This window comes from Chroococcidiopsis sp. TS-821 (assembly GCF_002939305.1).
Classification (GTDB): domain Bacteria; phylum Cyanobacteriota; class Cyanobacteriia; order Cyanobacteriales; family Chroococcidiopsidaceae; genus Chroogloeocystis.
Map to the genome: position 1 here is coordinate 1,317,797 of NZ_MVDI01000001.1, position 14,442 is coordinate 1,332,238.

Here is a 14,442-nt window from a genome sequence, read left to right on the forward strand (position 1 = left end):
CATGACTACTGCTCAACTGCAACGATCGGAAAAAAACGCTTTTCTTCTGACGAGTACTCCCAAGCAATTCCCTCTGGATCGCGGCTGCGACTCCATTCAGCAAAATCTGGATTTGAGCGATGTTTGTAAACTGTACTCGAATTTACATCTAATCGCTTAGCAAGTTCAGATTGCAGAAGTGATTCTGGTGCTACTCGAACGTGAGTGGGCGTAGCAAGACTCGCAGTCTCAGCTTCAACAACAGTTGTATGTTCTGCTGAAGTCGTTGCGACTTCGTTTTCCTCGGCTATTTGAACTTGGTTTTGTTCGTTTTCTTCTGACGCAGGCAAATCTTCTACCAGTGTCTTTTGCTCGGATTCTTCGGGTAAAGACAAAGGCGGTTCGCTGTCATCGAATATACTACCAAGAGTTTTTGCCGTGACAAAGAAATAGCCCCTACTACTGCCGTCTTCCGGTTCAAGTATCCGCGCGCCAAATTCTGCAGCTTTGTAATCGAGGTAGCGCTTTGCCTTTGCTGCTGAAAGATTAGCGCGCATTGCTAAATCTAGAATTGTAATTCGTCCTTGATTTTCTTGAATCAATTTGTGGAAAGTTGGATTTAGGGTTTTGCTCCACTTTTGCCATCGATAGCGTTGGAAAATATTCAAAAGTACAACAAAACCAGCAATTGCTAGGAGCAATCGCCAAGTGGAAAAGAGAAAAGTAATCGCTAGCGCGACTGGCAAGATGAGAATGAGAAAGCTATCAGCGCTGTCGGATGATTTTACTGTCATGCCCATTTTTGCAAATTAGATTGCTGGCAAACAATCTTATCTTGGCAAAGATTGGGCTCAATTTTACCGCTGACTTTATAAAAAACAAACTATTCGAGCAATTTTTTTCGGGCGCGGTTTGCTCGTGCTTCTACACTTGCCATCACCTCGTCTCTTTTTTCTAGCATTTCGCCAGGATAGTTTTCTAAAACCCTTGTAGAAAGCGAAATTCGACTTTGGCTCTCATCAACATCCACAACGATCGCCGAAATTTCTTGCCCCGTTTGGAAAAGTGAAGGCAAAGATGCGATGTAGTTTTGACTAATTTGCTTGATATGCAGCAAACCGTTAAGTCCATCCAACTCGACAAAAACACCAAATGGCTTAATCGCGCTAATTTTGCCGGTTACGAGTTGCCCAGGCTCAAACTGAGTTATTGCTTGCGATCGCGTTGCGAGGCGTTGCGACAGCACAAGTTTATTATTGTCGCGATTGACTTCTAGCAAACTCGCATTGAGGTTTTGCCCGACCAAATTTTCCAAATTCTCGCGTTCGAGTAAGTGCGATCGCGGAATAAATCCGCGCAAACCTTGGACGTCGACAGTGACGCCACCTTTATTGACTCCCTTGACGCGCACTTCCAAACTTTTGCCATCTTCTTGCATTTCGCTTAGCTGTTCCCACAGTTGTTTGATTTGCAGCTGACGGCGTGATAGTGTGACTTGCCCATCCGCATCTTGTTCGCGGATAATCAAAAATTCTTGTTCCTCCTGCAACGGTAAAACTGTAGATAGATCGCTGACAGAGTGCAAACCAACTTCAGCTAAAGGAATGAAAGCTGCGGATTTTCCACCAATGTCTACATAAGCACCATCGCTTTCGTATTGAAATACCTTCCCCCGCACGACTTGTCCTTTACTAAATTGAAAATCTTGTTGGTCTAAAGCTTTGGCAAAATCATCCATAGAAAAGGATGAAGCTGCAGAAGAAGGCTGAGATTGAGATGTCATGAGCTATCAAAACAAAATGAACTGAATGTAATATGCAAGTCGGTCATTGGTAAGTGGTAATTAGGATTTATGATGAGCTATCGGCTTGCGTTCAGCTAAGTTCTTTATGCTTCCCTCTTACCATTTACCCACTTACCTATTGATTAATTGTAATGTCCTCTCAATCTGAAGCAGGTGCTTTACGCTTCCTTTAGATGCTGCTGAAATAGTTGTTTGACGTGTTCCCACGCATCAGCCGCAGCTTCGGGGTTATAGCTCGCGCGGCGATCGCAGAAAAAACCATGATCTGCTTGGGCGTAGCGAAAGATCTTGTGCGAAACTTGATATTTCTTTAACTCTGCCTCTATTTGATCGACATCCTTCGCTGGAATACTCGCATCTTGCATCCCAAAGAAAGCATAAATTGTGCCGCTGATTTCTGGAGTGCGTGTAATTGTCGGAGAACCACCGCCAGGCGTTTGACTTGTGATTCCTGCTCCGTAAAAAGATGCCGTTGCTTGAATATCGCGGAGTGTCGCAGCTAAATAAGCTACGTGACCGCCGAAGCAAAAGCCAATACACCCAAAGCCGTCTTTTCTGACTTGTGGTAGGTCTTTGAGATAGTCTATGGTCGCTTGAATGTCACTCAACAGTTCGTCTGCTTTGGTTTGTTGTTTGTATTTTCTCCCTAGTTCTACGTCTTGTGGCGAGTAGCCAACTTCAAAATTCGGCGCAACACGGTGAAAAATGGCAGGGGCGATCGCAACATACCCTTCTCTGGCGATTCTTTCTGTCACGTCGCGAATGTGTTCGTTAACACCAAAAATTTCCTGAATGACGACAATACCTGGATAAGAACCTTCATCGACAGGCATCGTCAGATAAGCTGGAACTTGAAGGTCGCCATTGGGAACTTTTACATGAGAAGAACGAATTTCTGCGCTAGTCATGACAAATGTGTTTGCTGTCATATGGAATTTGGTCATTGGTAACTGGTAATTGATAAGAATCAACTTCCCATTACCCATTACCCATTACCTAATATTATGAATAAGCGTGATATTTCCTTCTGTCCATCTATTCGCGGTAGCGTCACTTAAATATTAAAGAAACTTTGCTAAATGTTGAGAACTTATGCAGATTTGGTAAGAAACGAACAAATAAAGTAAAGATTTTAAGCACAGTTCACTCTTAACAGAACAAATATGCGTTACCTGTGGCTGCAAACGTTGTCTATCTTTTGTATTTTCGTCTTTTCATAGTCAATCTGTAAGCAACCATTTCAGTATCAAACATCTTTTTTGGTTTTTGCCGCAGATTGTCTTTTGGAGGAACAATGGTTCAGTTTCATATCCAACCAGATAGTGAAATTCCAGCTTCAACTCAGTTACTCAATCAAATTTGGTACGCGATTACCTCACGACAATTTCCCCCAGGTCACAGACTTCCAAGTACGCGCGCCCTCGCGATGCAAACAGGGTTACACCGAAACACAATCAGCAAAGTCTATCGCCACTTAGAGGAAGACGGACTTGTTGAAAGCCGTGCAGGTTCTGGCATTTACGTCCGCGCTCAACCATCAATGCGTAACCCAGCACCAATTCCGATTTTGGAGAAATATCCCCAAGCAGAAAGAATCGTGCAAAATAGTCTCGATGAGCTACTCAAAGCTGGCTGTTCTTTAAATCAAGCAAGAGAGCTATTTTTAGCAGAAATTGACTGGCGGTTGCGGTCAAGTGCGCGGGTATTAGTCACTGTTCCAGCGGATGATATTGGTGCGGGTAAGTTAATGGTTGACGAACTTGAGCAATCGATTCAAAGACCTGTACAATTAGTGCCATTAGAGGAATTAGCGCAAGTCCTAGAACAAACTCCAGCGGGGACAGTGGTGACAACTCGGTATTTTATCGCTCGCGCTGAAGCGATCGCCGCGCCTAAGTCTGTCCGCGTGATTCCTATCGATATTTACGACTATGCCAAAGAAATACAACTGTTGAAAAAACTGCCCAAAGGCACTAACCTGGGCATGGTCAGCTTGAGTTCTGGTATTCTCCGCGCAGCAGAAGTCATTGCCTACAGTCTTCGAGGTGATGAACTATTAGTCATGAGTGCCCAACTCGGCGATAACTATAAGCTCAATGCAATTGTCAGAAGTGCGCAAGTGATTATTAGTTTTGACCAAGCAAGTTTTCCTGCAGTTAAAGCCGCTGTCCAAGCTGCCAGAGAGGACATTATTCGTCCTCCGCAACTCATTTGCAGCGAAAATTACATTAGTGAAAAGTCAATTGATTTTCTCAAGCGCGAATTGGGCTTGGGCTGATGCTATCGCAGAGGTCAGAGGACGCGCCGAAGCTCAGATTTATGGTTTAGAGATCGAAGGTTACCAGCTGACTGCGAGCTTCTACTATGTCTCAACCATTCCTGCAATGGCTATAGCAGTAGTATTCAATCGGTGCTTTAGCGCAACAGATTGGGTGCTGCTTCTCTGAGGAGCGTCACAGAACCATCGGCAATAAATTGTACGGCGATCGCCAAGATAAAAAATCCCAGGACTCGATTCAACGCTCCCAAACCATTTTTGCCTAATATACCAACTAAAGGTTCTCCCAAAGCAAGACACAAATAGATCGTCGCCCCAAGTAAAACAATTCCAACTAAGCAACCGATATTATCAATCCATCCGCTGTTGCTTGCAGCAAAACCAATCACAACACCAATCGCGCCAGGACCGCTAATTATCGGAATTGCCATTGGTGTAAAAGAAATATCATCTTTATCGATAGCTTCATCGCTTTCTGGCACGGTGAGTCGTTGACGCGCTGTGACCATTTCCCAAGCTGTATGCGCAATCAGTAAACCACCAGCAATCCGTAACACTCCTAGCGATATCCCAAAAAAGCTGAGTATTTCTCTGCCTGCCAGTAAAAAGACCCCTAAAACTAAAACAACATTAATTGCTGTCTGACGTGCTTGGCGAAGGCGATAAAATTTTGTAGTTGCGCCGGTTAATCCATAAAAAATGGGAATCGCACCGACTGGATTAGTCACAGGAAACAAAGTTAGGAAAGTTCCCACGACAACGGAGGTTAACTGCTGCCACATTCGCTACTCATTCCTTCAACCGGCGACTTCGAGCGGTTGCTCAATTTGCAAGAACGCACGTACTTTTTGCAGATAAGTTTCTGCATCTTCTAGCATCGGGAAATGAGCCGTGTTAGGAATTACGACATATTCAACCAAGGGATTTAACTTTGCCGCTTGGCGTCCCATTTCAGCAGGAATGATTTTGTCGTATTCTCCAGCTACTAACAATGTTGGTACGGTAATCCGCGCAAACTCTTGCGGCATGACTTCAGCAGCTTGTTTACTCACCGAAGTAAAGATTGTGCCTAAAGCTGCCTCATAATCAGCAAGCAGGAAATCTTGTAAGAAAGCTTTACGTTCTGCCGCGGGTATCGGACGATGTAAAAACCGCGCAATGAACATCCGATCGACAAAAGGAATTTTACTCAACCACTTCGGACGAAACTTCACAACATAACCGCCAAACTTATGAAAGGCGGCAAAAGCTTTTTCATCATACTCAAAAATTCCACTACAAGTAAGAATTGCGCGGTGTACTCGTTGTGGGTAGCGGTTTAAAAACAAAGTGGCAACTGACGCACCCATCGAATGTGCATGGATATATACTTGCTCAATTTTTAATCGATCTAGTAACGCTGCTAAGTCGCCTGCATATTCTTCCAACTCGTAAGTCAATTCTTGCACTGCTGCTGATTTTTCTCGCGGAATTTCTGAGTCAGCAACAGCAATACTTGTGGATGGTAGCAAGGATCTACCGCGAGACCTACCAAATCCGCGCAAATCGTACAGTAAACAGTCAAATTTATCTGCCAAAGCACGAGCTATACCTTGCCAGTACCGCGCCGAGCCAGCCCACCCGTGAATAAATACCATAACAGGTTTAGCGTGAGGTTCTGAACTTGGCGTCCGAATCCATTCATAGTAATGTTCTACACCGCGAACATCAACGTAAGGCATTTTCCTAGACTTTTGCAAAAAGATATTTTCTAAAGAGGTTAACCTTTTACTTTTAACCTACGACTGATTGGCAACTTTTGCAAAATGTCCGATAAAGCGTCTATGCTGATTCCGGCTTGGGTAAGGATGAAGGATGCATTAATAATTCCGCAGTCGAGCGTTTTTCTACCATTTCCGATGTTACAGTGCAGCGCGTTACATCTTTTCGTGAAGGCAACTCGTACATCACATCTAGCATTAATTCTTCAACGATACCGCGTAATGCTCTTGCGCCAGTTTTACGGCGGTAGGCTTCTTGCGCGATCGCCCGCAAGGCATCAGGTTTAAACTCAAGTTGCACGTTGTCCATCTTGAGTAATTTTTGATACTGCTTCACCAATGCACTGCGTGGTTGAGTCAAAATTGCCATCAAGGCTTCTTCGTCGAGCGGATCGAGTACTGCGACTACTGGTACTCTACCAATAAATTCAGGAATCATGCCAAACTTCACTAGGTCATCTGGTTCTAAGTGCCTGAGGACGTCTGCAGTGCGCTGATCCCGTGACGAGCTTTCACCAGGTTGAATGAAGCCCATCGATTTCTTGCCAGTCCGCTGTTCTACGACTTTCTCTAACCCAACAAACGCGCCACCGCAAATAAATAAAATGTTACTCGTGTCGATTTGAATACAATCTTGGTAGGGATGCTTGCGTCCTCCTTGTGGCGGTACGTTTGCTATGGTTCCTTCTAGCATTTTCAGTAACGCTTGTTGTACTCCCTCACCAGAGACGTCGCGTGTGATCGAAGGATTTTCGCTCTTGCGCGCGATTTTATCAATTTCATCGATGTAAATAATGCCACGCTGTGCTTCTTCTACATCCAAGTCAGCGACTTGCAGTAGTCGCAGCAAAATATTTTCAACGTCTTCGCCAACATATCCTGCTTCAGTTAGCGTTGTTGCGTCTGCTACCGCAAAAGGCACATCTAATATCTTTGCTAGAGTTTGTGCCAAAAGCGTTTTACCGCAACCAGTAGGACCAATTAAGAGAATATTTGATTTTTGTAATTCTACTGCCTCTTCTGGCGATACCTTACCACTGTTTTTAGCTTGTACTAAACTTAACCGTTTGTAGTGGTTATACACAGCAACCGACAGAACTTTTTTCGCCTCGTCTTGACCAATCACATGGTCATCAAGATGTTTTTTGATCTCGCGTGGCTTAGGCATTTGGCTAAAAGAGAAATTACTCGCACGCGATCGCCGCTTCGGTGGGGCTTCGACTCGATTTGGTTGCTGTGGAGCAGTTTCCTTCGAGTCGAGCAATTCCTCATCTAATATTTCGTTACATAAGTCAACACATTCGTCACAGATGTAGACTCCCGGTCCAGCAATTAGCTTGCGCACCTGCTCTTGAGATTTGCCGCAGAATGAACATTTTAAATGGGAGTCGTACTTTGACATACCTGCCTCTTAATTTACTGTGCTTACTGGTTCGTTGGCTTTGGGGAGATTTTGTTTAGAGATCACTTGGTCAATCAAGCCGTAGTTTTTTGCCTCTTCGGCAGACATGAAAAAGTCTCTTTCCGTATCGGCTTCAATTCGCTCTAGAGGTTTACCGGTATGATATGCCAAGATTTCATTAAGCTTGCGCTTGAGGTAGAGGATTTCTCTTGCTTGAATTTCAATATCTACTGCTTGTCCTTGAGCACCACCTAGTGGCTGGTGAATCATGATCCGCGAATTGGGTAGTGACATCCGCTTGCCATGCGCTCCTGCTGCCAAAAGGAAAGCACCCATGCTTGCAGCTAGCCCAAAGCAGATCGTAGCAACATCACAGCGAATTTGCTGCATTGTGTCATAAATTGCCATGCCTGCTGTTACAGATCCCCCTGGTGAATTGATATAGAGTTGAATATCTTTTTCAGGGTCTTCTGCATCTAAGAATAACAATTGTGCAACTATTGAGTCGGCTACAGCGTCATCTACCTGAGTTCCCAAAAAAATAATTCGCTCTCTGAGTAATCTGGAGTAGATGTCGAATGCCCGCTCTCCCATACCCGATTGTTCGACAACCATGGGGACAATGTTGCTGGCACCAAGCGAGTTGATTTCTAAGGAGTGTGAACTAGTTATCGGGTGATTTGAAGTTTGAGATACGAGCATATCACAGTGTCTCAGAATGATACTGAATGTGTCGTGCATTTAAACTATTTAGTGAATGCACCACCTGTGAACTATTATGCCTTATTCATTAATAAATCAACTTTAGGAAATTTTCATAACTTGAAGAAACAATATACTTCGATAAAGTGCATTATTTCTCTGTTTCTAAAGATAGCAGTAAGAGCGCCGTTGCGCGCGCAGCTTAGGCAAGATATTTCTTGCTTAGCAAAATTTATTGTCTTACCCAAGCTCTACCAATGCGAGTCACTGTTGTCTAAGCATTCAGTAAAATTTCTTTAAGTCATCTGAAAGCCGCAACGCTCACGATGCCTCAATTTCTTCCGTTGAGTCAGTTGAAGCTGGGCGATCGCTTGCTGCAACATCAGTAGTAGTTGCTGCTACAGGTTCATCTTCAGTTGACGCTTCAGCTTCAGAAGCACTTAACGAGCCTTCTGGTAGCAATTCGATTGTGTTGTGTTCTTCTAGCCAGCGCGTAATTTTTTCTCGCAGCAAGTCTTCTTCTACAACTTCACGCAATCTTTTAACGTCGATATCTTCATTCGAGTACTGCGCTAAGATTTCTTTTGCTTTCGCTTCCACTTCAGAGTTTTCGACTGTTATCGACTCGCGTCGAGCGACTTCCTGAAGTGCTAGCGCGCTTCTAAGCCGCTCAATTGCTTCTGGACGGGAGTTTTCTCTTAACTTAGCAACACTCTCTTGCGTAAACAATTTTTTAACATCAATTCCTTGTTGGCTCAACTGCACGGCTGCTTGTGTCAGCATGGCATTGACTTCTTTTTCGATGAGTGTTTCGGGTAGATCTACTTCTAAATGTTTAACTAGCTCATCGATGAGCGCCTTTTCTTTATTTGCTTTAGTTTGTCGCTCAGCTTCTGCTCTAAAGCGCTCCTCTAAAGAACTGCGCAATTCATTCAAAGTTTGAAACTCGCTCACTTCTTGCGCAAAATCGTCATTAAGTTCTGGTAACTCTTTTTCTTTCAGCTCTTTTAATGTCACAGTAAAAACTGCTGCACGTCCGGCAACATCTGGCTGAGGATAATCTTCAGGAAACTGCGCTGCAACTTCTTTAGTCTCCCCCGGCTGCATTCCGACAATGCCATCGATAAAGCCAGGGATAAAGCGTTCTTGTTGCAGTTCCAATTGAAAATCGTCAGCTGATGCACCCGCGATCGCTTGCGGTTCTTCTTCGCCTTCTTGAGCTAAATAGCCTTTGAAATCTACTATTGCGACGTCTCCTAGCGCTGCAGCACGTCCTTCCACAGGAATCAGAGTCGCCATTTCACTTTGTTGTTCTGCAATGAGCTGGTCAACTTTTTCAGGCTTATATTTGACTTCCTCGGCTTTTACTTGTAAGCCGGTGTATTGAGTTAGGTTGACCTCGGGTTGTACGTCAACCGCTGCCAAAAAGTGCAAGGCTTTGCCAGGCTCGTATTGAGCGATCAATTCTTCAAACGACGAGCGTAGTTGTGGTTGACCGATCGCTTGTATAGCTTCTTGCTCGATCGCTTCTGTAATTCCAGTTTGAATCAGTTCTTCTAAGGCAGCTGCTTTAACTTGTACGGCACCTAAACGTTGCAATAGGATTTGGCGCGGTACTTTACCTTTGCGAAACCCAGGAACATTCATGGTGCGCGTAAGTTTCTGAATAACCTGGTCATAGGTCTGCTGAGACTTTTCAGCGGGAATTTCAATACTTAAACCAATTTGACTAGCGGGAAGTTTTTCCTGGGTGACTTTCATGTTGCGCTTATGTTTCCAAACAGTTTTGACTACTCAAGCAATTCTTAATCAATGGCTACTCGTTATTAGCACCTGAGCATTAACCCATTTTATCTTTAAGCTTAGTGTCTACTAAGAAGTATCTGCACAGAGTATATAGGAAGCTACATTACTCTTTGATATAAACGACGAAATAGTACTCTAGTTCTAGTTTGCCACTTAGATGGCAACGCATTGTCTAGCCTTTATTGGCTGCGGTTCAAGCAGGTAGCGGTTATCCTAGTTGTCATAACTATGCAGTGCAGTTATGATGACATGAGCCATCAGCAAGCTTCTTGATACCATATTTGTGTAGAACCTACCAAAAATATTCGGTTATCTGGATATTTGAGGAAAAATGCGCTGAAATTGTATACCTCTGTTAGTAACTTTTCCTCGGAGGACGATGCTTATCTTTCTTGTAAAATCTTACAACTATAGAGTTATTATTTAGATTGTTAAAATTAGTTTAAGATAAGAAAGGTATGCTATCTACTGCTAACTCGCTTAAAGATAAATAAAATTTTCCGATACATAGTAATTTTTTTATTGTTGGTTGGGAAAACTAATAACTCCAACAAAAACTGATAAAGTATAAACCTAAAATTAGAAAAAGTGTATACCACTCTTGATAAAGATAAGTTAACTAAATAAGCAGGACAAGGAGGTCATTTGTCAAAATCATATCGTGTTGCCATTTTAGGCGCGACGGGCGCTGTTGGTGCAGAGCTTCTAGATTTATTAGCGAGTAGAAACTTTCCCATAGAGAGTTTAAAGCTTTTAGCATCTCCTCGCAGTGCAGGTAAGAGTTTGCAGTTTCAAGGAGAACGCATTGTTGTAGAAGCAGTTAGCGATCGCGCGTTTGACAACGTAGACATCGTTTTGGCATCCGCAGGCGGTTCTACTTCCAAAACATGGGCAGCAAAAGCCGTTGCGGCGGGTGCGGTTGTTATTGATAATTCCAGCGCGTTTCGCATGGAACCACACGTTCCTCTAGTCGTTCCCGAAGTTAATCCTCAAGCGGCTGCTAGTCATCAAGGAATCATTGCTAATCCCAACTGTACAACGATTCTCATGACCGTTGCGGTTTGGCCGTTGCATCAAGTTAAACGCGTGCAGCGCATTGTAGCAGCGACATATCAATCGGCAAGTGGTGCAGGGGCGCGCGCAATGGAAGAAGTGAAAACTCAAGCGCAGGCAATCTTAAAAGGAGAAGCACCAGTCGCTGAGGTCTTGCCCTATCCGTTGGCGTTCAACTTGTTTCCCCACAACTCTCCGCTTAACGAGTGGGGATACTGCGAGGAAGAAATGAAAATGGTCAACGAAACTCGCAAGATTTTTAATGACCAAAATATTCGAGTTACAGCAACTTGTGTTCGGGTTCCCGTCTTACGCGCGCACTCAGAAGCAATAAACTTAGAGTTTGAAACACCCATGAGTGTTCAAGAAGCTAAAGAAATTTTGCAAAAAGCGCCTGGGGTGCAAATTGTGGAAGACTGGCAAGCTAACCATTTTCCCATGCCAATTGAGGCTACAGGACGCGACCCAGTTCTTGTTGGGCGCATCCGCCAAGACATTTCGCATCCCCACGGGCTGGAAATGTGGCTTTGTGGCGACCAAATCCGCAAAGGCGCAGCATTAAACGCGGTACAGATTGCCGAACTGTTGATCGAAAAAAACTGGCTACAGCCAGCAACGTCTGACAATCAACTATCAGTCACAAGTAACCGCGGGTAATAGTGAATAATACATAGGTGCTAACCGCTTACGAATGAGGAGTCAAAGGGTGATAGATTTTGGACGAGTTGTAACCGCGATGATTACGCCATTTAAGGAAGATGGCAGCGTCAATTATGCCGTAGCGGAGCAACTAGCCGTGTATCTAGCTGAAAATGGGACAGATACAATCGTCGTCTGCGGGACAACTGGCGAATCACCTACACTTTCTTGGGATGAAGAGTACGAATTATTTCAAGTCATCCTCACAGCCGTAGCGGGAAAAGCTTTGGTAATGGCAGGTACAGGGTCGAATTCAACAAAAGAAGCGATCGCTGCAACGCAAAAAGCCGCTAAAATAGGAGTACATGGATCTTTACAAATTGTTCCTTACTACAATAAGCCGCCACAAGCTGGTATCTATCAACACTTTAAGGCGATCGCGCAAGCTTGTCCTGACTTACCAATCATCTTGTATAACGTGCCTGGGAGGACAGGTATCAACGTGCATCCTGACACAGTAGCGCGGTTAGCCGAAATAGAAAATATAGTAGGGATCAAAGAATCAAGCGGTAATCTTGACCAAGCGAGTGAAATTCGCCGGATAACTCCCAGTGAATTTAAACTCTACTCAGGTGATGATTCCCTGACATTACCGTTATTATCCGTTGGCGGTAGTGGTGTAGTAAGTGTTGCGAGTCACTTAGTAGGCACGCAGCTACAAAGCATGATTCAAGCCTTTACCTCAGGGCAAATTCAAGCAGCAACTCAAATTCATTTGAAACTTTTTCCGCTATTTAAAGCTCTATTTACTACAACAAATCCCATTCCTATAAAAACAGCGCTCAGACTTCAAGGATGGGAAGTTGGTTCAACACGCTTACCGCTTTATGAAGAAGTGGGCGAAGTGGATCGGAAAATCAAAAAGGTACTTATAGAAATAGGTATTTTGTGATTTAATCTTTGAAAACTAAATAATATTTGAGTGCGATAAAAAAATATATTGGCACCTAGAAAATGCAATTTTATTGTGTTTTCTCAGGCTTTATTAAAACTTAAATAGCAGAAATCTCATTGCTTTTCTAAGAAAAACTCACGCATAAACTTAAAAAATATGAACAACAAAGAAAAATCAGCAGTCAAAATTATTCCCCTTGGTGGGCTACACGAAATTGGTAAAAACACTTGTGTTTTTGAATACGATGATGAAATTATTCTATTAGATGCAGGGCTAGCGTTTCCTACCGATGAAATGCATGGCGTCAATATTGTGCTGCCAGACATGACATATCTGCGAGAAAATCGGCACAAAATCAAAGGTATGATCGTGACGCACGGTCATGAAGACCATATCGGCGGAATCGCGTTTCACCTCAAGCAATTTGAAATTCCCGTAATCTACGGTCCCCGCCTAGCAATGACAATGCTAGAGGGCAAGCTTGAAGAAGCAGGCGTTCGCGCTCATACTGAACTAAGAAGCGTACGCCCCCGCGATGTTGTGCGCCTAGGCTCCTCTTTTTTAGTCGAGTTTATTCGCAATACGCACTCAATTGCTGATAGCTTTACAGTCGCAATTCATACTCCAGTAGGCGTGATCGTTCATACAGGAGACTTCAAAATTGACCATACTCCGGTAGATGGCGAATTCTTCGATTTACACCGCCTTGCAGAACATGGAGAAAAAGGAGTTCTCTGCTTAATTAGCGACTCGACCAATGCAGAAGTTCCTGGACACACGCCCTCAGAACGCTCAGTTTATCCTAACTTAGACCGCATTTTTAGCCAAGCATCAGGACGACTTTTAATCACAACGTTTGCTTCCTCGGTACATCGCATCAGCATGATTTTAGAGTTAGCAAAAAAGCACAAGCGTGTCGTCTCAGTCGTTGGGCGTTCGATGTTAAATGTGATTGCCCACGCGCGAAACTTAGGCTATATCAAATGCGAAGATGAGCTTTTACAACCGTTGCATGTTGTGCGATCGCTTCCTGACGAGCAAGTACTCATTCTCACCACAGGCTCTCAAGGCGAACCAATGTCAGCCTTAACGCGGATTTCGAAAGGCGAACATTCGCAGCTGCGTATCCGTGAGGGCGATACTGTTGTCTTCTCAGCTAATCCCATTCCAGGCAATACAATTGCTGTTGTCAATACGATAGATCGCCTGATGATGCAGGGAGCCAAAGTCATTTATGGTAAAGAGAAAGGAATTCATGTTTCGGGTCACGGATGTCAGGAAGACCAAAAGCTGATATTAGCACTGACAAAACCGAAGTTCTTTCTACCCGTACACGGCGAGTACCGAATGCTGGTAAAGCACGCCGAAACTGCACAAAGCATGGGAATTCCACCAGAAAACATGGTAATTATCCGTAACGGCGATGTTGTCGAAGTTTCTCAAGACTCGATTCAAATTGCAGGTAAAGTGCCATCAGGAATCGAGTTAGTCGATACATCTGGTTCTGGAATGGTCAGTGGTACGGTTCTTAAAGAACGTCAGCAGCTTGCTGAAGAAGGAATCGTTACCGTCGCCGCAGCTGTAGATTGGCATGGAAAATTGATGACCAAGCCTGAAGTTCACCTACGAGGTGTAGCGATCTCAATCGAGCGATCGCTACTGCAAAAATGGGTACAAGAGCGTATCGAAAACTTCTTACACTATCGTTGGTCGGACTTTGCACAAGCAGCTAACGGGGAACAACCTGAAGTTGATTGGCTGGGACTTCAAGGACAACTCGAACGCGAACTTTATCGCGAAATTCGGCGCGAACTTCAGTGTCAACCGTCTATTACCTTGTTACTACAGACTCCTGACGAACCAGTAAAAGTTACTGACGGTAGACGCCGCCGCCGTACAGCTACCCAAGTAGCCTCATAAATAAGCTACATTACAGCTCATTAAGTTTAAATTGTCAATTTGTTGAGCTATCATAGCGATCGAGGGGAAAAGTTAAAACAGTATAAAAGCTCAGAAGCATTACCCTCAGATCGCTAAACTATGCTAGACAAAAATTGTCACCGT

General features: G+C 43.9%; 12 protein-coding genes. 4 read left to right on the forward strand and 8 right to left on the reverse strand.

Going from position 1 to position 14,442, the window contains the following annotated elements; translation table 11 throughout:
- Positions 1–5: 5 nt before the first annotated feature.
- The 3 genes from B1A85_RS05985 to B1A85_RS05995 form a co-directional block, all read right to left on the reverse strand.
- The gene (locus tag B1A85_RS05985) at positions 6–773 is read right to left on the reverse strand and encodes a hypothetical protein (protein WP_210404194.1); all 768 of its coding nucleotides are present in this window, start codon (positions 771–773) and stop codon (positions 6–8) included.
- 89 nt (positions 774–862) lie between these two features.
- Complete coding sequence (locus B1A85_RS05990) at positions 863–1,762, reverse strand: S1 RNA-binding domain-containing protein (protein WP_104545966.1); 900 nt, start codon at positions 1,760–1,762, stop codon at positions 863–865.
- Positions 1,763–1,941: 179 nt separating this feature from the next.
- The gene (locus tag B1A85_RS05995; RefSeq protein ID WP_104546313.1) at positions 1,942–2,691 is read right to left on the reverse strand and encodes a dienelactone hydrolase family protein; all 750 of its coding nucleotides are present in this window, start codon (positions 2,689–2,691) and stop codon (positions 1,942–1,944) included.
- A 386-nt stretch (positions 2,692–3,077) separates the two neighbouring features.
- Here B1A85_RS05995 and B1A85_RS06000 point away from each other — a divergent pair, with 386 nt between their 5' ends.
- Positions 3,078–4,061 carry a GntR family transcriptional regulator gene (locus B1A85_RS06000; protein WP_104545967.1) on the forward strand — a complete coding sequence of 328 codons (984 nt, stop codon included), beginning with the start codon at positions 3,078–3,080 and terminating at the stop codon, positions 4,059–4,061.
- A 137-nt stretch (positions 4,062–4,198) separates the two neighbouring features.
- Here B1A85_RS06000 and B1A85_RS06005 read toward each other — a convergent pair whose 3' ends face one another.
- The 5 genes from B1A85_RS06005 to tig all read right to left on the reverse strand — a co-directional run bounded on the left by B1A85_RS06005 (position 4,199) and on the right by tig (position 9,686).
- Positions 4,199–4,843 carry a MarC family protein gene (locus tag B1A85_RS06005; RefSeq protein WP_104545968.1) on the reverse strand — a complete coding sequence of 215 codons (645 nt, stop codon included), beginning with the start codon at positions 4,841–4,843 and terminating at the stop codon, positions 4,199–4,201.
- A 15-nt stretch (positions 4,844–4,858) separates the two neighbouring features.
- The gene (locus B1A85_RS06010) at positions 4,859–5,782 is read right to left on the reverse strand and encodes an alpha/beta fold hydrolase (RefSeq protein ID WP_104545969.1); all 924 of its coding nucleotides are present in this window, start codon (positions 5,780–5,782) and stop codon (positions 4,859–4,861) included.
- A gap of 100 nt (positions 5,783–5,882) precedes the next feature.
- Positions 5,883–7,223 (reverse strand): ATP-dependent protease ATP-binding subunit ClpX, encoded by a 1,341-nt coding sequence (gene clpX / locus B1A85_RS06015; RefSeq protein WP_104545970.1) that lies wholly within the window; start codon positions 7,221–7,223, stop codon positions 5,883–5,885.
- A gap of 9 nt (positions 7,224–7,232) precedes the next feature.
- Positions 7,233–7,925 (reverse strand): ATP-dependent Clp endopeptidase proteolytic subunit ClpP, encoded by a 693-nt coding sequence (clpP, locus tag B1A85_RS06020; RefSeq protein WP_104545971.1) that lies wholly within the window; start codon positions 7,923–7,925, stop codon positions 7,233–7,235.
- A gap of 321 nt (positions 7,926–8,246) precedes the next feature.
- Positions 8,247–9,686 carry a trigger factor gene (gene tig, locus B1A85_RS06025; RefSeq protein ID WP_104545972.1) on the reverse strand — a complete coding sequence of 480 codons (1,440 nt, stop codon included), beginning with the start codon at positions 9,684–9,686 and terminating at the stop codon, positions 8,247–8,249.
- A gap of 690 nt (positions 9,687–10,376) precedes the next feature.
- On the opposite strand from tig, the gene B1A85_RS06030 reads away from it, so the two are divergent.
- The 3 genes from B1A85_RS06030 to B1A85_RS06040 all read left to right on the forward strand — a co-directional run bounded on the left by B1A85_RS06030 (position 10,377) and on the right by B1A85_RS06040 (position 14,298).
- Positions 10,377–11,441, forward strand: a complete 1,065-nt coding sequence (locus B1A85_RS06030) for an aspartate-semialdehyde dehydrogenase (RefSeq protein WP_104545973.1) — start codon at positions 10,377–10,379, stop codon at positions 11,439–11,441.
- Between the two features lie 49 nt (positions 11,442–11,490).
- Entirely contained in the window at positions 11,491–12,375 is an 885-nt protein-coding gene (dapA, locus tag B1A85_RS06035) for a 4-hydroxy-tetrahydrodipicolinate synthase (protein WP_104545974.1), read from the forward strand.
- Positions 12,376–12,534: 159 nt separating this feature from the next.
- Positions 12,535–14,298 carry a ribonuclease J gene (locus tag B1A85_RS06040; protein ID WP_104545975.1) on the forward strand — a complete coding sequence of 588 codons (1,764 nt, stop codon included), beginning with the start codon at positions 12,535–12,537 and terminating at the stop codon, positions 14,296–14,298.
- Positions 14,299–14,442 lie beyond the last annotated feature (144 nt).

What these genes read in the sequence shown, in the direction of transcription:
- B1A85_RS06000 (WP_104545967.1), top strand. Translation starts at nt 3,078, where the DNA reads ATGGTTCAGTTTCATATCCAACCAGATAGTGAAATTCCAGCTTCAACT.
- B1A85_RS06040 (WP_104545975.1), top strand. Translation starts at nt 12,535, where the DNA reads ATGAACAACAAAGAAAAATCAGCAGTCAAAATTATTCCCCTTGGTGGG.
- clpX (WP_104545970.1), bottom strand. Translation starts at nt 7,223, where the DNA reads ATGTCAAAGTACGACTCCCATTTAAAATGTTCATTCTGCGGCAAATCT.
- tig (WP_104545972.1), bottom strand. Translation starts at nt 9,686, where the DNA reads ATGAAAGTCACCCAGGAAAAACTTCCCGCTAGTCAAATTGGTTTAAGT.
- B1A85_RS06005 (WP_104545968.1), bottom strand. Translation starts at nt 4,843, where the DNA reads ATGTGGCAGCAGTTAACCTCCGTTGTCGTGGGAACTTTCCTAACTTTG.
- clpP (WP_104545971.1), bottom strand. Translation starts at nt 7,925, where the DNA reads ATGCTCGTATCTCAAACTTCAAATCACCCGATAACTAGTTCACACTCC.
- B1A85_RS05990 (WP_104545966.1), bottom strand. Translation starts at nt 1,762, where the DNA reads ATGACATCTCAATCTCAGCCTTCTTCTGCAGCTTCATCCTTTTCTATG.
- B1A85_RS05995 (WP_104546313.1), bottom strand. Translation starts at nt 2,691, where the DNA reads ATGACTAGCGCAGAAATTCGTTCTTCTCATGTAAAAGTTCCCAATGGC.
- B1A85_RS06010 (WP_104545969.1), bottom strand. Translation starts at nt 5,782, where the DNA reads ATGCCTTACGTTGATGTTCGCGGTGTAGAACATTACTATGAATGGATT.
- B1A85_RS05985 (WP_210404194.1), bottom strand. Translation starts at nt 773, where the DNA reads ATGACAGTAAAATCATCCGACAGCGCTGATAGCTTTCTCATTCTCATC.